Here is a 19950-nt window from a genome sequence, read left to right on the forward strand (position 1 = left end):
ATGGTTGTTGTTTTGTTGCCAGTTAGGATGCAGATATAATGGGCATGTAGCGATGACGCAAGGAGGTGCAAATTGAGCTGGACAAAAGCAGATTTGCAGCAGTTGGTTAAAACCAAACTAACTGACCGATTGTTCATAGTCGTGTCCAACAGAGAGCCTTATATTCATATTTTATCTGGTGATGAGATTCAGTGTATTGTTCCAGCCAGTGGTCTCACGGTGGCTTTAGACCCGGTAATGTGTGCCTGTGGTGGTGTCTGGATTGCCCATGGAAGCGGTAGTGCCGATAGAGAGGTTGTTGATGATAAAAACCGCGTATCAGTTCCCCCAGATGAGCCTTGCTATACCTTGAGACGGGTGTGGTTAACCAAGGAAGAAGAAGAAGGTTACTATTTGGGGTTTTCAAACGAAGCCTTGTGGCCGCTATGTCATATTGCCTATACGCCACCTAACTTTGATGAAGCTCATTGGAACACTTACAAAAGTGTGAATCAGATTTTTGCTGACGCTGTACTTGAGGAAATCGGCGACAGGCAAGCGTTCGTTTTTATTCAGGACTATCATCTGGCGCTCTTGTCTAGATTGATAAAAGCCAAAAATCCTCAGGTAATTACGGCACAGTTTTGGCACATACCATGGCCTAACCCTGAGGCCTTTCGAATTTGCCCCTGGGGAGAAGAAATATTGGATGGTTTACTGGGCAATGACCTCTTGGGTTTCCACATAAAATATCATTGTGATAACTTCCTGGAGACTGTGAAGCTGATGCTGGAGTCGAGAGTTGACCATGAGAGGTCGGCGGTTAGTCGTGGCGGCAGCATGACATTAGTGCGTCCTTTTCCTATTAGTGTTGACTTTCACCGAATAGCACGTGATGCTGCCAGGGCGGAAACCACTGAAAGAATGGAAGAAATTCGCCGTAGGTGGCAGTTGGGAGATGAGTTTATCGGGATTGGGATTGACAGGTTGGATTACACGAAAGGAATACCGCACAGATTCAGGGCTTTGGATAAGTTCCTAGCTAAGTATCCAGAGTATCAAGGACGAATAGTTTTCTTTCAATTAGGAGAGCCAAGCCGAATTCACATTAAGAAATATAAAGAGCTGAATGCTGAGGTTGATGACCTTGTCGAGGAGATAAACTGGAAATATCAATCTGCTAATTGGAAACCAATAATATACGTTAGGGAACATTCGTCGCCGGCAACTTTGCTGAATTTCAATAGGTTGGCACATTTCTGCATTGTCAGCTCGCTCCACGATGGTATGAACTTGGTGGCTAAGGAGTTTGTTTCTTCCAGAACAGATGAAGATGGTGTGCTGATACTCAGCCGATTCACCGGCGCTGCCAGGGAGCTGACCGAGGCGCTTCTTGTAAATCCTTACGCTATTGATGACTTTGCTGAGGCTATAAAAAAAGCCATCGAAATGCCTAAGGAGCAAAGGAAGGCAAGGATGCGGAAGCTGCGCCAGGTGGTGGAGGAAAACAATATTTATCGTTGGGCTGGAAGCATCATTTCTGAGTTAGCTAATCTGGGGCTTTAGGGGTGTTTATTTCATGCAGTATCTTTTCGATGTATGGGATGAGGTTGCCCAGCGTCTCAAATCGGCTGACCATGTCCTGCTTCTCTCGGATTATGATGGCACCTTAACTCCCATTGTAGATAAGCCGGAGTTAGCTATTCTTCCTCAGGAGACGAGAAAGCTACTCCGAATATTGGCTAAGAACCGACGCTATGCAGTTGGCATCGTTAGCGGTAGGGCTTTGCCTGACCTAAAAAACAAGATAGGCTTAGAGGGTATTATATATGCTGGAAACCATGGGTTGGAGATAGAAGGTTTTGGTTCAAGCTTTTTAGAGCCTATTGCTGAGGAAATGAGGCCTTTCCTTAAGATGTTAAATCAGGCGCTATCAGCCACGTTGAGGAATATTAAAGGAGTGTTTGTTGAGGATAAAGGATTGACTGTCAGTGTTCACTATCGATTGGTTGATGATTCTGAGGAGGCAAGAGTGAAAGACACATTTAGAAAGGTCACTGACCCGCTGCATGTGACCGGCAAGATAAGGATTACTCAAGGTAAGAAGGTTTACGAAATAAGGCCGCCTGTAGATTGGAACAAGGGTAAAGCGATATGCTGGCTTATGGCTAAATGCAGAGCGGCCAGGGGAAGAGGAGCAGCATTACCGATATATTTGGGTGATGACTTGACTGACGAAGATGGTTTTAGGGCGGTTGAGAGAAATGATGGCATTTCAATTTTTGTTGGTGAGGGTAACTTGCAATCAGCGGCGCGTTACTTCTTGAAGTCGCCTGAAGAAGTGACGGAATTCTTAAAGATGTTATAATGTGTGGAGATGCTCAATGGTTGATTGGCTAACCACAAGTTGGCTTTGGCTAACAAGAAACTGGCTTTACATTGCCGTTCCTCTGGTTATTTTCTTGGCTACCTATGTGGTCGGTTTGTGGGTCAGGAGGATTGTTTATAGGGCCTTCAACCGTTGGATGGTAGGGAAGTGGGAAGGAGGCCAGTTAATCATTCATACGACACGGACCCCGTTTATCTACTGGTTCCTGATTTTAGGTGCTTTCATAGCCATCCAGGTCTCAAAATTAAACTCTTCCGCAAAGATATTCGCTGATAAGATATTGGCCAGTCTTTTCGTCTTTTCATTGACTTGGGTGGTTGTCAGTTTAAGCACACAAATATTGAAGCTTTACATTGGTAAGGTTCCACGCCTGCAGCCCTCGGAGACTTTGATAGTAAATGCCGTTAGAATTGCTATTGCTGTGGTCGGAGCCTTGATATTGCTCGATGTTTGGGGAGCACCGACTACACCAATCATCTTGCTTCTGGCTGCTGCTATTCTGATAGCGGCTTTAGCTTTTAGAGACGTGCTGGCCAATTTTTTCTCAGGTTTTCAACTAGCCCAAGGTGAGCAAATCAAGGTCGGCGACTTTATAAAATTGGAGTCTGGGGAGAGCGGTTATGTCACCGACGTGACCTGGAGAAATACCCAGGTCAGAGCACTGGATGGCAACCTCATCCTGGTTCCCAACAGTCGATTGGTCCAGAGCACTGTTATTAATTACGGGCGTCCACTCAAGAAAGCTACTAGGCCTTTTCGTTTTTACACGCGTCTCTATTTGAAGGAGCTGACCGGATTAAAAGCCAGCAATTTGGTGGAGCTGGTTAATATGTTGAAAGAAGTTCCTGACTCTGTGATTTATTACCATACTCATCATTTTCTTGAAGAGTATCATTATCTAACTCCTGAACCAGCCAATGATTTTGCCCTGTGGGTTAGCGACGAGCTTGGCGACGAAGTCATAGGAGAGAAGTTAGCCAGCATTGATACGTTTGATTTCCCAACCATCAGCGCCTTAAGGGCAAGAATTGAGGGCGTCATTAGGGATTATCTATCGAAAAAGCCGGATGGGCGAACTGCACGCGAGGGTAGGGAGTTCCATTTTATCAAGTCAGTGAGCTTCATAATGCCTACCCCGTATGTTGCTCACGATCTCAGGGAGTTTATTGAGGTGCTCAGGCAAGTCAGTATAAATTCCCTTGCTTATCACATTTTTGAGGCAAGGTTAAGGTTAAAGAAGGGTGTTAGTGACTTTGCTATTTGGATTGAGGAATGTCTTGATGATAAGGATTTGGCTGAGAAACTTGCTTACTTAGACCCATATAATTATACGCTGGAAGGTCTGAGGTCGACTATGATTCAAGTGATTGAGAAGCGTATTAAATAAGGTGGATTAATTGCAGAACGAAATTCATTTACAATCTAGAATCCGGTTGCAAGATTATGAGCCCATAGTTGGCAGAAGTTGCCTTGAAGAATTGAGGATGCTGACCGAGAAATCTTCGGGCAAAGTTGTCCAGATTATAAACTCTACGTTTATTGGTGGTGGGGTGGCAGAGATTTTGGAGCATATGGTACCTCTGCTTAATCAGCTAGGTGTTGATGTCAGATGGAATGTGATAAATGGTAGCGATGAATTCTTTGAGGTGACTAAGAAATTCCATAATGCCCTCCATGGTAAGCATGAGAAAATTTCGCCTCGAGATTTTGCTTTGTTCTCGGAAGTAACTGAGCGGAACCTGGAGGAGATGAGTTTTTACGGAGATATTGTTTTTGTTCATGACCCTCAGCCGGTGGGTTTGATAGCCAAGAAGAAGGAGATAGGCAAGAAATGGGTATGGCGATGCCATATCGATGTCTCCAGCCCTGATAGGAAGGTATGGAGGTTTCTGCGTGGCTTTATTGTGGACTATGATGCCGCTGTCTTCTCAGCACCTAACTTTGCTCAACAACTGCCCATCCGTCAGTTCTTAATTACACCATCCATAGACCCACTGAGCGATAAGAACAAAGAGCTTGACTCAGGGACAATTGATACTGTGCTGGCAAAGTATGGTTTGGTTTCAGACAAGCCCATGATTACCCAGATTTCTCGTTTTGACCGTTTGAAAGACCCGCTGGGGGTGATAGAAGCTTTTGAGATGGTGAGGAAAAGCATAGATTGTCAACTGGTTCTGGCTGGTGGAACAGCCACTGATGACCCTGAGTCCGAGGAGGTGCTTGAGGAGGTGAGGAAAAGAGTGGAAGAGAATCCTGACATTCATGTCTTGCTAGTGCCGCCAGAAAGCGATATTGAGATTAACGCTTTGCAGCGGGCAGCCACGATTATCATTCAGAAATCGTTGAAAGAAGGTTTTGGGCTAACCATAAGCGAAGCATTGTGGAAGGCGAAGCCGGTAGTGGCTTCGGCGGTCGGAGGCATACCGTTGCAGGTTAAGAATAAGTTTACTGGACTGCTATGCTACACGGTTGAGGGTGCTGCCTATGCCCTCAAACAGCTATTGAGCAACCCAGAATATGCTAACTGGCTGGGGCAAAATGGAAAAGAGCATGTTAAGCAGAACTTTTTGATAACTGGCCACCTTAAAGACTACTTACTTATGTTTTTGTCTTTAGACCAAACCTCTGACGTAATCTATTTGTAATCGCTCCCAGACTATTGCTCTTATGGAAGGCAATTGAAAGCCAAGAGATACTAAGATGACAACTGCAGCAGTATTCGGGTTCATCGGAATCCTCCTCCTTATCGGCTTCCTGGCAGATTTTCTTTTCAGGAAAACAAATTTTCCTGACATACTAATACTACTGGCATTAGGCTACTTAATAGGACCTGTTCTGAATATTGTTGATCCATCTCAAATAGCCCCGGCTTCGGAAATAATCGCCAGCTTGGCTTTAGTCGTAATCCTGTTCAGCGCGGGACTAGAATTCGAATTTAAAAAGGTTCTTTCAGGTGCACCCAGAGCAATACCACTGGTCTTATTGGGCGTTGGAGTCAGCATAGCATCAATAGCAGCCTTTACCTATTACCTGTTGGACTGGGGACTGATGGACAGCTTATTGCTCGGGACTGTTGTAGGTGGTACCAGCTCTGCCATAGTAGTGCCCTTGATAAGTCGAGCCAGAGTCCCAACTCAAGTCTCATCTTTGCTAAGTCTGGAATCTGTTCTGAACAGCCCTATAGTAATAGTCCTTGCTCTAGTCATCCTAGGAGCCATGTCTAGCGGGGAGGCTGAACTCGAAGTTTCAATAATTGGTCAGGATATTGGTATACGGTTTGGCCTAGGGGTTGCAATCGGAGCTGCTGTCGGATTTTTCTGGCTCTGGATGCTTACGCTGCTTGAAAAAGAGGCTTATAGCGACATCACGACTTTGGCTATTGTTTTCCTTTTCTACTTTGTTGTAGAGGCTTTCCATGGCAGCGGAGTCATCTTTGCTTTGGTCTTCGGTCTTATGCTAGGAAACGGCGTAAGCGTAGCTAGACTATTTAGAATTAAGCGAACAGTCGAGGCTACTGAAATAATGAAGAGATTCCATTCTCAAATATCCTTCCTTATAAAGACCTTCTTCTTCATCTATTTAGGATTAATGATAACTTTTAAGGAGCCTGGACTTGTTGTGCTCGGCGTCGTTCTGTCTCTTATACTCCTCTTTGGAAGGTACATTGTAGTCCTTCTCACTTCTGTGGGTAGTCGTATCCTGTTATCCAACAGTGGTATATTGACCACAATGTTTGCCAGGGGTGAATCTGCTGCTGTGCTGACTCAAATTGTAGTCGCTGCTGGGATTCTAAATGCCTCTGTTTATCCCGACATTATAATGTCAGTCATCGTGACCAGTGTTATCATCTCAGCTATAGGCATTCCTATTTTCGCCAGAAAATCGCGCCAGCAAAACGCTGATGCAGTACAGGAGTAAGTTGTCTGTTTTCCGCTATTAAAAGATGCAGATTGGCAGGTGCAGCAAAACCTCTTAATAACTTGTCGTCTTAAAGTTGTCTGTTTCTCTTCTTCTTGTCGGATCACCCCTCTGGCGTAGCCTATTTTTCAGGCTTGCTTGATGGTAAAATACACAGAAAGCGCCAAGCAAGGCAGATAGAGTCTAAGTAAAGGTTAAATAGCAAAAGATACTAAAATGACAGCTGTGCAGAGTCTTCGTTAGCACTTTCATTACGTATACCTGACAAACAGGCTGCATGATTTCAATATGTCTACACTTGATTTACATTGAGAGCTTGATCAAAGAAAGATAGCACCTGAGTGATATATTCTTTGGGTCTGGCTCGGTGGGAACCTACGTGTTCCGCTTCTGGTACTATCCATAACCTAGTATTGGGATTACAGGATGCTCGTGCCAATATACTGGCGTGCTCCACAGGAACAGTATTGTCTTGCCCTCCATGGATAATTAGTATTGGAGGCGTAGTGAATTGCCTAACAGCGTCGACAGGCTTGGGCATAGACAAATCAATGCCGTGTATTTTCTTAGCCACGAAAAGGACCAAAGGTATAAAGAACTTCGGCAGGCTGCTTCGCTTGGAAAACTGAGGCTCGACAATATCTGCAAGGTATGCGAAGGAGCTATCAGCGACAATGGCATCAATCTGTTTACAATTGGCAGCAGTCATGAGAGCAGTTGCTGCTCCCATAGAGAAGCCAATAACGCAAATCTTACTCATGCCACGTTGCTTAACGTAATCTATCGCACCTAGCAGGTCTCTTTGCTCATAATAGCCTAAAGATACGTGTTTCCCTTCTGACTCGCCATGTCCACGCAGGTCAAACATCAGAACGTTATAGCCGGCGTTCAACATTTCTCGAGCTATATCCAGCATCTTTATATCTGGGTCAGCACGGTGCCCATTTGCGCCATGAATCATCACAACGACACGACTGCTATCGCCCGCTTCAAGCCACCAGCCACGTAATGTCAGCCCATCCCTGCTGGTAAAAGATATGTCCACATATTTCAGGCCAAGGTTATTAGGCTTTTTCTCAAACGGCGCCCGGACAACTTTGGTCATTGAATAGGCAGCATACAACGAGATCCCGAGAACAGTCCCAAGAGCTGCCACGGTAAAACCAAATGGAATCCAGAGAAGCCTCTTTTTAGGCCACCTGGATTTAGCAGCTTGATCATCCATAGGGTTTATTTTACAGCATTTTACAGTGAGAATCACGCGTACGTGCCTACCGATTCGGCCGCGACTAGAGCCAAGGATGCAGAAAGGAGACTGCACACAGCGCTAAGCTCGCAAGGCAAAGAGGAAACATTTGCTAGCTGTTATTGTAGGACTCGAAGAACGCTACAGGAAAACACAAACTCTGGTTAGAATTCATTGCTGGACGTGACTTAATGAACAGCCTCCCGTTGCCATTTGTTTGGCGCTTACGTCATTCAGTTAGTTTTTGGTCTTAGGAAGTGACTTTTTCCCTCAGTCTTTTTATTATCCATTCGGCTTCGGCGACTGTTTTTTCAATTACATCCTGGCAAGTGGGTATATCGTTTATCCTGCCAGTGACCTGTCCCAGGGGCAGAATAACAGAGTTTATATCATCGGCGGGCTCGTAGAGGTGCTGCCTGAGAAAGTCGATTCCGACCGCTTGGCGAGCTAAATCCTGAACTCCCTTTTGTTGTCTTAGCCCACTCAGGAAGAGCTTAAAGAATGGAACATTCAGCATTTTCTTTATCTGCCACGCGCTGGATGCAGCCTGTGCTAGTGACACATTTCCTTGTGCCATCTCTAAAGCTCCTTTACTTGCCCAGAATCTGCCGGGCAGGCCATCGATTTTATCTGAGCGAAAGGTATCCTCGGCAGTAGCGTTGAGTCCGATCTCTTTGATTCTTGTATGTACCGGGCTCTCCTGTGTAAGCATGAACCTGGTGCCCATAGATATGCCGTCAGCCCCCAGGGCCAAAGCTGCTGCAAGCCCCTTACCATCACAAAAACCACCAGCGGCTATAATAGGTATGTTTACCTTGCCAGCTAGTAATGGTACTAGCACCAACGTGGTGGGCTCACCGCCATGTGCTGCGGCATCCAAACCGGTGACGGCAAGAGCGTCGGCCCCGTCCAGCTCTGCCCGGCGTGCATGTCGCTCTGTGGCTACAGTGGCTATAACCTTACCGCCGTACTCGTGCACCGCTTTGATTAGCCAATCACCTTTCCCCAGCGCATAGTTCAGAATCGGCACCTTTTCTTCCATGGCTACTTCTGCGTTCTCCCTGGCGTTGGGGAACAGCAGCGTAACATTTATGCCGAATGGTTTATCGGTGAGCGACTTAATCTCTTTGATAATATCTTTCATCTGGTCAGGTGTGTTGGCAACGCTATTGAACATACCCAAGCCCCCAGCATTGCAGACGGCAGCTACAAGCTTGGGTAAGCTCACGAAAGCCATTCCAGCCAGCATAATGGGATGCTTTATTCCGAATACCTCAGTCATCCTTGTTTTCATTGAGAGTCCTCCTTTATCATAAGTGTGGTCACTTGGCAAACGACCGTAGGAAGTATAGCAGAGGCAAAGAGGTAGAATCAACGGCAATGCCGCACAATACTCTATTGTCCCGCTGCTCTCACTGGGTTATAATTACATCCTAAATAGGGATAAGTATCTTTCGCATCTAGAGGAGGCAAACCGTGAAAACTAGAATGACGGAACTCTTCGGTAGTAAGCACCCTGTGATGTGTGGTGGTATGATGTGGCTGGCTAAGCCTGAGCTCTGTGCCGCGATTTCGAACGCTGGCGGACTTGGGAATTTAACGTCTGGCAACTATGAATCTGGTAATGCGCTACATAAAGCCATTGATGAGACCCGGCGGTTGACGAACAAGCCCTTCTGCGTGAACATTACGTTTATGCCATCGGTGCGGATTACAAAAGAGATGCACCAGGAGTATTTTCGGGTCTGTTGTGAAGAAAAAGTGGCTGCTATTGAAATCTCAGGTGCACCTTTGGATAGGTACCTGGGCGTGGATGCTGTTAACCGGGCGAAGAAAGCAGGCGTCAAATTGATACATAAACTCGGTTCGGTGAGGCATGCCAGGCATGCTGAGGAAGCTGGCTACGATGCTGTCATCGCAGCCGGTTTTGAGGAGGGGGGACACCCTTTGAATGATGATGTGACCACAATGCTGCTCACGCCGCGGATTTCTGAGTCGGTTAAGATACCAGTTATTACTGCTGGGGGCATTGCTGATGGCAGAAGCTTGGCTGCCGCCCTGGTTCTTGGAGCGGAAGGCGTCATGATGGCTTCACGGTTTATGGCTACAACCGAATGTTCGGCGCATCCCAAGATAAAAGAAGAACTCATCCGCCGCCAGGAGAATGATACTACTCTCATATGTGGGACAATTGATTTGCAGATGCGAGCCCTGAAGAATGAGCTGGTCTATAAGGTGCTTGAGGTAGAGGGGCGGCGTGGGGGGCTGGAAGAAATAATACCCCTGATATCCGGTGAGCGCTCCGAGAAGGCTTGGAACAATGGCGATGTGGACGGGGCTCCGTTTGCTGTGGGCCAATCCATAGGTCTAATCAAAGAAGTTGTTAGTTGCCAGGAATTGCTGGAGAAAATGGTGCGGGACGCTGAGACATTGCTGGCTAATATACAGCGGCGACTTGGAGGGGCACATAGTTAGAATCCCCTAAATTTATGCCCCTTCTTTTTAGAATGTAGCATTTCTATGATTTCACCAGCTTCTTTCTTGTTGTTTCTAGCGTCTCTTCAGCCTCGGCTATTACGCGGTCGATAATCTCCTTAACACTGGGCAAGTCGCCGATACCACCACAACATTCTCCAGCAAACAAAATCCCTTCCTTTTCATCACCCTCGTATATTGCCTTCATATGTCTTCTGGCACCGGCAGCTTGACGGGCTTGCACCCAAAGTGGTGACCCTTCTTCGGCTCGCATCATTTGGAAGCTGAGCCCCATGAATTGCCAGAATGAAAGTCCAAGCAATTGTTTTACTTCGCTAGCCCCCTTAAGTGCTTCCATTAGAGGGAACCCGCTTTTCATCATTGCTTCAGTTGTTTTGGTTTTTAGTGCTCTTCCAGGCATGCCATCGAAATGGTCGCTATATAGTGTGTCCTGTTCAGTAGCCTGCAGGCAGAGCTTCTTAAAATTATCATGGACTCGGCTCTCTTTAGAGAGCATGAACCTGGTGCCCATGGATATACCGTCAGCCCCTAATGCTAAAGCTGCTGCAAGCCCCCTGCCGTTGTAAAAACCGCCGGCTGCTATAAGGGGGACTTTTATGTGGCTGGAGACAAGAGGTATTAACACCATTGAGGTAGCATTAGCTCCATGAGCTGCTGCCTCTTGGCCGGTGATTACAACGGCGTCACAACCTAATTCTGCTGCTCGGACTGCATGCCTGGCAATTGCTGTTGTCCCTAAAACCTTGCCCCCATAGCTGTGGACTTGCTCGATGAACCAGGGCTTTCCCAGGGAGTAGTTTATCACGGGCACCTTTTCCTCTATGGCTACCTGTATGTTTTCCTTAGCCCCGGGACCTATCAGGATTTGGTTTACACCAAATGGCTTATCGGTAAGTTTTCTAATCTGTTTTATGTTTTTTCGCGTCTCGTCGGGAGTGGAGGCGGCGGTAGCAAAAATACCTAGACCACCGGCATTACAGACGGCGGCTACCAGCTCAGGCTCAGTAATCCAGTTCATGCCTGCAAGCATGATGGGGTGCTTTATTCCAAATAGCTCAGTCATGCGTGTCTTAAACATCGTGGTCTCCTCCTTTTGTTGTTTAGTTTAATAAGGCTTGGGGGTCTCTGGAGCTTATCAGTTGCAGATTTTGGCTAATTTGCCTCATGTGTTAGAATTGGATTTGAATCAGTGGGATGCAAGCGATTATGACAGGATTCGACCCTATTGTCAACGTTGCTATTGTCTTAGCGGCGGCTTTGGTCGGTGGCATGGTAGCTCATCGGCTGAGGCAGCCAGTAATCTTGGGCTATCTACTCGTGGGCATTGCTATTGGCCCTTATGGTTTCGGGATAGTTAGAGACGTGGAGTTGATTGAGACTCTAGCTACCATAGGCGTGGCTTTGCTGATGTTTGCAGTAGGGTTGGAGATATCCTATAGTCAGCTGCGAGAGGTAGGCAAGGTCGGTATTTGGGGTGGTATAGCCCAGATTTTAGCCACCTTTGCTCTTGGTCTGGTGGCTGGGAAGCTCCTATTCCAGTGGACTGTATCAGATGCTGCTTTCTTTGGTCTTCTTATCTCGCTGAGCAGCACCATGGTTTGCCTCAAAATACTCATGGAGCGGGGTGAATTAGATTCAGTACATGGGCGAATTATGGTAGCAATTCTCATTGTTCAGGATTTAAGTGTTGTATTTATGATGGTCGTGGTGCCTGTATTTGGTGCCACGCCACAAGTCTTATTGTCTAGCCTCGCAATTGCTCTTGGCAAGGCAGTTCTTTTCTTGGGGGTAGCTGTTATTTTGGGAATTTGGGTGCTTCCCTGGTTGTTGGGGACGGTGGCAGGTATAAGGTCTCGCGAACTTTTCTTGCTAACTGTTCTCATTCTGTGTTTCGGAACAGCTTTTGGAACCTACATTTTCGGGTTGTCTATCGCCTTTGGTGCCTTTGTCGTCGGCTTGCTACTTAAACAATCTAGATTCGCTCACCAGGCTTTGGCTGAGGTTACCCCTTTGCGGGATGTGTTCGCTACCCTTTTCTTTGTGTCCCTTGGTATGCTCCTCAGTCCCAAGTTTGTGGTGGAGCATTGGTCTGCAGTGGTGTTAACTGTGGTACTTATAATTGCTCTTAAATTTGCAATCTGTTTTAGCATCGCCAGGCTCTTTGGCTACGGTGGGCGGACGGCTTTGTTTGTTGGTATTGGTCTGGTTCAGATTGGGGAATTCAGCTTTATTCTAGCTCGGGCTGGAATAAGTTCGGGGATAATATCTGACTACTTCTATTCGGTAGTTATAGCCAGCACTATTATTACTATGTTGCTTACCCCATTGCTAATCGGTTTCGTTTCGGTACTATATCGCAAATTGGCTAGAACTCCAGACCCAGGGGAATTGTTGGCTGGTGATGTTCTTCCTGCAGCTGGGGCAGAATCGAAGCGGCCTTTTACGAAGGTAGTGATATGTGGGTATGGTCGCGTGGGACGAAATATTGCTCAGAGTTTGAATGAACTCGAAATACCCTATCTGGTGATTGAAATGGACCCCGAGCTTATTTCTGAGTTACATCGTAGAGACGAGGCCTCTATCTATGGGGACGCTAGCAATGTTCACGTACTTGCTTTGGCTGGACTGGATAAAGCTAAAGTTATGGTCGTTACATATCCTGACCCTTTAGTAGTGGTGGCTACGGTAAAAAATGCCCTGAGGATTAATCCTAAACTTGAAGTGGTTGCTCGTGTACATAGGAAGAGAGAATCAGAAGTGCTTGAGAGTTTGGGGGTTTCGGATTTGGTAAGCCCGGAATATGAAGCTAGTTTTGAATTCGTGCGCCGCACTCTGTCCCGTATTGGCTGGAGTAAAGCCGGGATTCAACAAACAATAAGCAAATTGAGACATCGCGAAGAGGAAATTGAATCCAGGGTGCGTGAGGAGGGATGACCAGTGGGAATCCGTGCGTACTTCGGTCGCTCTTTACAAAGGTGCGGGAAGAGGCTTTTTTTCTAGCCAGTTCGCGTCTTACTGCCAGATTTTGTTGCGACTTTGCTTGGCTGGCAACATCCCTCTATGGCTCGCAATTGCTCGATAGTGCCAAAGGCAGTCAGGCTACTGGCCTGCGTGACAGTTGTATTCGGACTCGGGTTAGGAACTAATGCCCCGTCCCTCTTTTTCAGAGCTAAAATTCTTACTCCTGGGAAGCGCTCCTCTATTTCTTTTATTGTAGAGCCAACTAATGGCGATTCTTCCCCCGTTTCTATCTCTTCTACAAGCAGTTGTTTCTCTCGGCCGAATAAGACTGTCTCGATAAATTCTACGGCTTGTGGGCGTAAGGCTAGCCTGGCCATTCGTGCTCCGCCGATGATTTCTGGAGCTACCACACGGTGGGCACCGGCTTGCTGCAATTTTCTCTCGGCATCTTCATTATTAGCTCGGGCGACTATGGGTAACGTAGCATTTAGTTCTTGGGCAGCAAGGGTGGTATAAATAATATCGGCGTCATCGCCCAGGGCTATAATTATACCTCTGGCACTGTCTATCCTTGCCTGTCTCAGCGATTCATCCTTAGTGGCATCACCGTGAATGGTTAGATAGCCTGCTTGCTGTGCCCTGTTGACGGCCTCCCTGTCTCGTTCGATAACTACAAATTTAGCTTCTTGTTGTTTGAGTATATTGGCAATTGCTTGCCCAACTCGCCCATAACCGCAAAGGATGAAGTGGTTATTCAGTCTTCTGATTTTGGCTTCCATACGTCGCCTCCCTATTCTGATTCCGAATTCTCCCTCGAGCATGTATTGCACCAGGGTGGTTAGGATATAAAAGGCAGTGCCAACACCAGTTAGAATGAGGATAATGCTGAAGATTCGACCGGCTGTTGACAGTGGGTGGACTTCGGTATAACCCACAGTGGTTATGGTTGTTATGGTCATATACAGGGAATCCATGAAAGACCAGCCTTCAATAGTCCTGTAGCCGATGGTGCCAGCGAATATGACGAGTAACAGCAGGCCTATGCCTCCGGCTAGATTCTGTAGGGGATTTGATAATTTCATCTTAATGCGTATATAGAGAATGAAAAGAGCAATTTATAGAGTTTTATTACAGGGAATCGAGCATACCCTCTATCTCTTCGGAACTCTCGGATGCATTATCCTTTATAGCTCTGATGATGCCGTTGCCATCAATGAGAAAGGTTGTGGGGGCACCGCGCTTGTACTCCGCGCATATCTTACCATCTGTGTCAAGCAGCATAGGGAATGTAAGTCGCAGACCATCGACTATACTTTGCACAGTCTGGCTGCTTTCCCCGCAATTTATAGCGAGTATAATTAGCCCCTCGTTCGTTTGCTCATCAAACACTATTTGGAAGTAAGGCATTTCATCGACACAGGCAGCGCATGAACTCACCCATAAATTTAACAACACAGTTTTACCTCGGAAGTTGCTTAGGGTAATGCTTCGACCATCGAGGGTTTGCAGGGTGAAATCAGGGGCGAGCTTGCCGATTTCGGGCCCCGCTTCAACTTTGGGAGTCAGTGTTAGGGATGGGAACACCTGTGCGAGTGCGCTTTCTATTGCCTCTCGGCTCTTGAAGGAGCCAATCTGGTATGCTTTCACGATGCCCTCAGAATCAATCAGGAAGGTCATCGGGACACCAGGGAGCCCGTAGGTTTTGGCAACTCTTCCTTTGCCGTCGAGCAGTACGGGGAGAGTAAGTCCGTGACTTTCGATGAACTCCTGAATACGTGTGGCTCTGTCACCCACATTGACGGTTAACATCGCTATCTCTTCGGTTTGATACTCGGCGTAGAGTGCTTGCATATGAGGCATTTGGAACTCACAGGCCGGGCAATCAATCTTCCAGAAGGTGAGCATTACCGGCTTACCGCGAAAGTCACTTAGGCTTACAGTGTCACCATTAACAGATTTCAAGGTGAAGTCAGGGGCATAAGGTACTTTATCAGATCTGGCACAGGACACAACCGACCCTATCAGAAGAAGTGCTAATCCCGTGACTAGAATCAGATGCCATTTATGTCTCTTCACGTGAATCTCCTCTTGTGTTCTAGGGTATTTTATATGACGGACTGGAGCCATTGCAATTGTGGCTGGTAAATCGGACTCATGCATTCTCTCGCCTTGGGTGGTGTTCAGGTGGGGGCTAAAGGTGCAAAAAGCTGCTGGATTCAATCATTATGACAAATCATAATTAGAGGACTTGAGTATGGCTTCTATTTCGCATGGACTCATAAAGCGCCCTTCTTTTATTTCCTTAATAATACCATCAGCGTTGATGAAAAGGTCGCGGGAAAAGAGGATATCTGGTAGGTCTCGCTGACTGCGTATGTGTTACGGTGACGATTGAAGAGATTCGAGTTTACTTTCTATCTGCATGTCTGTTTTGAAGGGGACATCTTGTCTTAGCTTGATAATACCTTGGGCATCAATGAAGAAAGTGGAGGGATTGGAACTGGGAGACACCTTGTATTTGGAAGCTACCTCTCCTTCTTGATCAAGCAGTACGGGGAATGTTAATCCTTTGTCTTCGACAAAGCTTTGCACCTGTGCAGGAGGTTGTTTCCAGTTGATGGCCAGTAGTATGAGTTCTTCGCCCGTCCATTTTTCATAGAATGCCTGTATGACGGGCATTTCATTTCGAGAGGTTTGACTGTCTGTCCAGAACTTGAGCATCACAGTCTTCCCCCGGAACTCACTTAAGCTCACTGCTTTTCCGTCAAGATCCTGCAGGGTGAAATCAGGAGCGCGCTTGCCCACTTCGGGGCCCACCTCGGCGGCGGCTGACACAGTGCTACGAGTAGTAAAAGTCTGGTCTTGAAATGCCGCTTCCGTTCCGCTAGCGTCTTTTGATTTGACTTTGAAGTGATATGTGGTGCTTGGTATTAGCCCTGCTAATGTGGTGCTATGGCTAGTGGTTAATTGCTGGTCGAGTGTTGTGGTTGAGCCGTAGGCATTTGTTGTGCCGTATTCCACCTGGCTGGTGGCAGCTTTGTCAGTCGTCCAGCTTATGGTGGCGCTTATGTCAGTGATGTTGGATGCTTTGATTCCTGAAATTGCTGGTGGAGTTGTAGTGGCTTGCGCTAAAGTCGTGAAATCTCCTTCGGAGATCGCTTGATTCTCCTTGGCGTCGGTTGATGTTGCAGTGAAGTGATAGGTCGTACTGAGCTTGAGGTTGCTTATAGTTACGGAGTGGTCAGTAACTAAATTTTCATCAACCTCTGTCCAGGTGCAGCCACCTTCTGGATCGCATACCATTACTTGGCTGGTAGATGGCTCATCTGTTTGCCAGGTTATGACGGCGTTTGTCTCGGTTATATTTGAAACATTAACCTCTGAGATTGCAGGTGGTGTGGTATCTTTAGGGCCAATAGGCAACCAGTTTGGCCACTGGATCCCAACAGCGAATTCTTGAATGGCGTTAAGTGGACTTTCAAGCCAGCCGGCTGCGAAGGCAGAGAAGCCTAGAAGGCCGATAACGGCGATAATGAGGATAGCCACTAGAGCTGGAGGGAACCGCCTCACTCGTATTGGGGCGGTGTCCACAAATGTTTTTCGAGTGCTTACTGATGGTTCTTGTGCACTCACATAAGGCATAGCACCGGGTGAGTCAGAGACTCCCGGTGGTTGGCCACCTGTTCCATATTGCTGGGGTGGCATGGGTTGTTGGATTGGTGTTCCAGGTATGGCACTTGGTGTCGGAGCTGATGGAGTCGGAGGATATGACGGCGGTTGTATAGGCTGTGGTCCTATTATGCCACCTTGTGATGCACTAAACGGTCTGGGAGATGGAGGTGGTGTTAGTGGCCGATGTTCTACCATTCCAGGCGGTGACGACCCCAGAAGGTAATTGCATCTTGGGCATTTTGTGCCTCCCTGTGGTATAAGCGTGCTGCAGATGGGACAGAATGTCGCACCACAGTTGCTGCAGTGCTTCTGACCAGACTCGATTTGCGTTCCACAATTAGGGCAGAATCTTTGCTGCTGCACTAGAGTACCATCCGTTGATTGCTTCGGTGCACCGACTTAAAGTCTCTGTAACTGACCTTATTATACATCCTGGGCAAGAACGAAACTAGGACATTTTTTACTAATGTAGCAGCGAGGCTTTAACCTCGTCACTACATTGAAAACAACCGTTGAAAAACACTCTCAAAGTAGTATTTTGATGAACAGATGGCCGGGTTCAGAAGCTGCGCATAGCTGGCTACAGAGATTTGAGTATGTCCTCTATTTCCTCCTGACTCTGGAAAGGTCCGATCTTTTTATATCTGATGATTCCCTCTGCATCTATGAGGAAGTTTGTTGGTGGAAAGCGTGTAGCGCCATAGGCAGTGGCAACTTTGTTTTTTGGGTCAGGCAGAGCGGGGAAAGTAGTGAACTGCTTCTTTGTTATATAACCTTGCACTATTTTGGCATCGTAAATCATGTGGTAGATGTCCAATACTATTAGCTCCCCATTTGCCTTCTGGTATGCTTCAATTAGGTATGGCATTTGCTCTTCACACTCCTTGCAGTTGACGCTGGCGAACACGACTAGTACTATCTTGCCTTGAAAATCGCTCAGGCTTGTGCTCTTGCCGTCAATGCTTTCCAGTGTGAAACCAGGAGCTTTGTCACCAATTTGGGGGACATTATCGGTACCGCAGCTAATCATTGCTAGCGATATGAAGGCAACGATCGCCAATATTATCGGTGTTTTTCGTTTCACTTGATTAGCGCTCCTTTCATTCATTGACTGGGTTCTAAGACGGTGCGAGTTGACCGAGCCAGGCCAGGTTGCCGGTAAGCATGAGTATGCCAACAATTATAAGCAGTACTCCACTTACTATGGAAATTACCCCCAGATAACGGTTTATACTCTTCCATAGCGGCATGATTGCTCCCCAGACTAAACCGAGAATGATGAAGGGAATACCTAAACCCAGGGAGTAGATAGTGAGCAACAGGGCACCTTCGGCAACAGTTTGAGAACTCCAGGCTAAGGTCAGGATGGCGCCTAGTATCGGGCCGATGCAGGGCGTCCAGCCTAAGGCGAAGGCAGCCCCGATGCCGATAGAGCGTAGGTAACCGGGGTTGCCACCCACTGTCGTGTTTAGACGTTTTTCATAGTTCAGCCAGGGTAATTTGAAGGCGGCTATTAGGAATACACCAAAGGCGATAATCAGACCGCCGGCTATCTGGCTGAGTAGAGTTGAATAGGCGGTTATGGCTGTACCTATCAAACCAACTGAGGCACCCAGGCCGATGAAGATTATGGAGAAGCCAAGCACGAAGCTGAGGCTGTGAAACAAAGCTGGCAGGTAGCTTTTCCTAGTATTGGGGTCGATGGCGGTAACGCCAGCCAGGTTAGCTAGATAGGCTGGTACCAGGGGTAAGACGCATGGCGAGAAGAAGGAAAGTAGTCCGCCGGTAAAAGCGACGATGTAGGAAATATCTGTCATTTGCTGTCCTGCTTCGCCAACGTGCCATCCAGCAGTTTCTTTAGCTGCTCCTTGGGCTGGTAGCCAATTGCATGCTGTACAGGTTTTCCGCCTTGGAATACCATAATAGTCGGGATGCTCATAACTCCGTACTTTGAGGCTACAAATGGGGCTTCATCTACGTTAACCTTGGCGAATTCTATTTTCCCCTTGTATTCATTGGCTAACTCCTCGACGATGGGAGCAACAGCACGGCACGGACCACACCAGGGTGCCCAGAAGTCAACCATCACTGGCTTTTGTGAATCTAAGACAGCTTTTTGAAAGCTATCGTGGTCTACATTCGTTATGTTTTGTGACACGGTCTCGGCCTCCTGATTTTTTTATTTGGATGACTTTAAGGCTACTCCTTTGTCTGTGCAAGGGTAGCACATTCGATGCAGGCATTATTATCAATGCAGCTATTGCTAGCTACAATACAATCTTTTAATATGGCTTGCTCTCCTATTGTAACATTTTGCCATAGAATTGAGTTTTCTATTATAGCACCATCCTTTATTGTACAATCTGTGCCAATAACCACTGGCCCTTTGAGCTGAACGCCCTTGCCAATGGTGCAATCTCTATCAACTAGTATTGGTCCGGTCAACTTGGCTTGGGGATGGACGGAACTCTTTTCGTTTATCCGGATTTCCTCAGGCGTGAAGGCAACCTGGACGCTTTTGCCGAACATTAAATCGTGGTTCAACTGTAAATACTGCTCTGGAGTCCCAGCGTCAATCCAGTAGACATCGGTTGCGTAGCCGGAAACAGGCTCTCCGTCAGCTAAGAGTGCGGGGAAGACATCGCGTTCAAACATAAAACGTTTGCCTTGTGGGATACGCTTTAGGATTTCAGTTTCAATAATGTAAACGCCGGCATTTATCATGTTGCTTGTAACCTGCTCACGCTTTGGTTTCTCGACGAAGCGGGTTACCCGCTGATTACTATCGGTTTCAACAACGCCGAATCTAGTGGGGTCTTCTACGGGCGTCAGGGCGATGGTTACCTTGGCGCCTTTATTTTTATGGAAACGTAGCATGTCGGTCAAGTTGATATCGGTGAAGATATCTCCATTCATAACGAAGAAAGTGTCGTCTATGTACTGCTCGGCGTTCTTGATAGCCCCAGCAGTGCCCATTGGGTCTGTTTCGACGCTGTAAACTAGCATCGTACCCAGTTGGCGGGCATCACCGAAATAGTCTGTAATGCAATCTGGCTTATGACCTAAGGCTAGAATGATTTCTTTTATTTTGTGATTGCTGAGGTGACGAAAGACATATTCAATAAACGGCTTATTCAGGACTGGCACCATAGCTTTCACAGTGGAGTAGGTGAGTGGACGCAGCCTGGTGCCTTCACCGCCAACAAGAATGACTGCTTTCACTGAGCCTTTAGCTTTTTCCTCGGTGATTTTCGCTAATATTTTACTCCGTTTCTCCTGTCTTGGCAAA

Annotated in this window: 17 protein-coding genes; 7 read left to right on the top strand and 10 right to left on the bottom strand. The window is 47.0% G+C overall.

Translation table 11 applies throughout. From position 1 onward, the window contains the following. Nucleotides 1–135 precede the first annotated feature (135 nt). The 5 genes from FJ023_05190 (at nt 136) to FJ023_05210 (ending at nt 6286) form a co-directional block, all read left to right on the top strand. Nucleotides 136–1545: a trehalose-6-phosphate synthase gene (locus FJ023_05190; protein ID MBM4446731.1), complete on the top strand. Its 1410-nt coding sequence runs from the start codon at nt 136–138 to the stop codon at nt 1543–1545. Between the two features lie 13 nt (nt 1546–1558). Continuing rightward, entirely contained in the window at nt 1559–2347 is a 789-nt protein-coding gene (gene otsB / locus FJ023_05195) for a trehalose-phosphatase (GenBank protein ID MBM4446732.1), read from the top strand. Nucleotides 2348–2363: 16 nt separating this feature from the next. Then, nucleotides 2364–3755 (top strand): mechanosensitive ion channel family protein, encoded by a 1392-nt coding sequence (locus FJ023_05200; protein MBM4446733.1) that lies wholly within the window; start codon nt 2364–2366, stop codon nt 3753–3755. A gap of 97 nt (nt 3756–3852) precedes the next feature. Then, nucleotides 3853–5013 carry a glycosyltransferase gene (locus FJ023_05205; GenBank protein ID MBM4446734.1) on the top strand — a complete coding sequence of 387 codons (1161 nt, stop codon included), beginning with the start codon at nt 3853–3855 and terminating at the stop codon, nt 5011–5013. A gap of 55 nt (nt 5014–5068) precedes the next feature. After that, a complete protein-coding gene (locus FJ023_05210; protein MBM4446735.1) occupies nt 5069–6286 on the top strand; it encodes a hypothetical protein in 1218 nt (405 codons plus the stop codon). Between the two features lie 292 nt (nt 6287–6578). On the opposite strand, the gene FJ023_05215 is transcribed toward FJ023_05210, so the two are convergent. Together FJ023_05215 and FJ023_05220 are read right to left on the bottom strand one after the other, a co-directional pair. Continuing rightward, nucleotides 6579–7511 (bottom strand): alpha/beta fold hydrolase, encoded by a 933-nt coding sequence (locus tag FJ023_05215; GenBank protein MBM4446736.1) that lies wholly within the window; start codon nt 7509–7511, stop codon nt 6579–6581. Nucleotides 7512–7782: 271 nt separating this feature from the next. Further along, nucleotides 7783–8826 carry a nitronate monooxygenase gene (locus FJ023_05220; GenBank protein ID MBM4446737.1) on the bottom strand — a complete coding sequence of 348 codons (1044 nt, stop codon included), beginning with the start codon at nt 8824–8826 and terminating at the stop codon, nt 7783–7785. Between the two features lie 182 nt (nt 8827–9008). On the opposite strand from FJ023_05220, the gene FJ023_05225 reads away from it, so the two are divergent. Further along, entirely contained in the window at nt 9009–10007 is a 999-nt protein-coding gene (locus FJ023_05225; GenBank protein MBM4446738.1) for a nitronate monooxygenase, read from the top strand. A 43-nt stretch (nt 10008–10050) separates the two neighbouring features. Here FJ023_05225 and FJ023_05230 read toward each other — a convergent pair whose 3' ends face one another. Beyond that, the gene (locus FJ023_05230) at nt 10051–11106 is read right to left on the bottom strand and encodes a nitronate monooxygenase (GenBank protein MBM4446739.1); all 1056 of its coding nucleotides are present in this window, start codon (nt 11104–11106) and stop codon (nt 10051–10053) included. Nucleotides 11107–11222: 116 nt separating this feature from the next. On the opposite strand from FJ023_05230, the gene FJ023_05235 reads away from it, so the two are divergent. Further along, a complete protein-coding gene (locus FJ023_05235; GenBank protein ID MBM4446740.1) occupies nt 11223–12962 on the top strand; it encodes a sodium:proton exchanger in 1740 nt (579 codons plus the stop codon). A 62-nt stretch (nt 12963–13024) separates the two neighbouring features. On the opposite strand, the gene FJ023_05240 is transcribed toward FJ023_05235, so the two are convergent. From FJ023_05240 to FJ023_05270, 7 genes are all read right to left on the bottom strand, one after another. Next, the gene (locus FJ023_05240) at nt 13025–14071 is read right to left on the bottom strand and encodes a potassium channel protein (protein MBM4446741.1); all 1047 of its coding nucleotides are present in this window, start codon (nt 14069–14071) and stop codon (nt 13025–13027) included. 46 nt (nt 14072–14117) lie between these two features. After that, complete coding sequence (locus FJ023_05245; GenBank protein MBM4446742.1) at nt 14118–15149, bottom strand: redoxin domain-containing protein; 1032 nt, start codon at nt 15147–15149, stop codon at nt 14118–14120. Nucleotides 15150–15368: 219 nt separating this feature from the next. Further along, entirely contained in the window at nt 15369–17024 is a 1656-nt protein-coding gene (locus FJ023_05250; protein MBM4446743.1) for a redoxin domain-containing protein, read from the bottom strand. Between the two features lie 217 nt (nt 17025–17241). Beyond that, nucleotides 17242–17769 (bottom strand): TlpA family protein disulfide reductase, encoded by a 528-nt coding sequence (locus tag FJ023_05255; GenBank protein ID MBM4446744.1) that lies wholly within the window; start codon nt 17767–17769, stop codon nt 17242–17244. A gap of 10 nt (nt 17770–17779) precedes the next feature. Beyond that, complete coding sequence (locus FJ023_05260) at nt 17780–18478, bottom strand: cytochrome C biogenesis protein CcsB (protein MBM4446745.1); 699 nt, start codon at nt 18476–18478, stop codon at nt 17780–17782. Beyond that, nucleotides 18475–18819: a thioredoxin gene (trxA, locus tag FJ023_05265; GenBank protein MBM4446746.1), complete on the bottom strand. Its 345-nt coding sequence runs from the start codon at nt 18817–18819 to the stop codon at nt 18475–18477. Before trxA ends, FJ023_05260 begins: the two co-directional genes overlap by 4 nt. 41 nt (nt 18820–18860) lie before the next feature. Then, nucleotides 18861–19949 (bottom strand): NDP-sugar synthase, encoded by a 1089-nt coding sequence (locus FJ023_05270; GenBank protein MBM4446747.1) that lies wholly within the window; start codon nt 19947–19949, stop codon nt 18861–18863. Nucleotide 19950 lies beyond the last annotated feature (1 nt).

The sequence above is a fragment of the Chloroflexota bacterium genome, assembly GCA_016875875.1.
Taxonomy (GTDB): Bacteria; Chloroflexota; Dehalococcoidia; order GIF9; family UBA5629; genus 9FT-COMBO-48-23.

What these genes read in the sequence shown, in the direction of transcription:
- FJ023_05240 (MBM4446741.1), bottom strand. Translation starts at nt 14,071, where the DNA reads ATGAAATTATCAAATCCCCTACAGAATCTAGCCGGAGGCATAGGCCTG.
- FJ023_05210 (MBM4446735.1), top strand. Translation starts at nt 5,069, where the DNA reads ATGACAACTGCAGCAGTATTCGGGTTCATCGGAATCCTCCTCCTTATC.
- FJ023_05205 (MBM4446734.1), top strand. Translation starts at nt 3,853, where the DNA reads ATGCTGACCGAGAAATCTTCGGGCAAAGTTGTCCAGATTATAAACTCT.
- FJ023_05260 (MBM4446745.1), bottom strand. Translation starts at nt 18,478, where the DNA reads ATGACAGATATTTCCTACATCGTCGCTTTTACCGGCGGACTACTTTCC.
- FJ023_05235 (MBM4446740.1), top strand. Translation starts at nt 11,223, where the DNA reads ATGCAAGCGATTATGACAGGATTCGACCCTATTGTCAACGTTGCTATT.
- FJ023_05215 (MBM4446736.1), bottom strand. Translation starts at nt 7,511, where the DNA reads ATGGATGATCAAGCTGCTAAATCCAGGTGGCCTAAAAAGAGGCTTCTC.
- FJ023_05230 (MBM4446739.1), bottom strand. Translation starts at nt 11,106, where the DNA reads ATGTTTAAGACACGCATGACTGAGCTATTTGGAATAAAGCACCCCATC.
- FJ023_05255 (MBM4446744.1), bottom strand. Translation starts at nt 17,769, where the DNA reads ATGAATGAAAGGAGCGCTAATCAAGTGAAACGAAAAACACCGATAATA.
- FJ023_05200 (MBM4446733.1), top strand. Translation starts at nt 2,364, where the DNA reads ATGGTTGATTGGCTAACCACAAGTTGGCTTTGGCTAACAAGAAACTGG.
- FJ023_05245 (MBM4446742.1), bottom strand. Translation starts at nt 15,149, where the DNA reads ATGCATGAGTCCGATTTACCAGCCACAATTGCAATGGCTCCAGTCCGT.
- FJ023_05220 (MBM4446737.1), bottom strand. Translation starts at nt 8,826, where the DNA reads ATGAAAACAAGGATGACTGAGGTATTCGGAATAAAGCATCCCATTATG.
- otsB (MBM4446732.1), top strand. Translation starts at nt 1,559, where the DNA reads ATGCAGTATCTTTTCGATGTATGGGATGAGGTTGCCCAGCGTCTCAAA.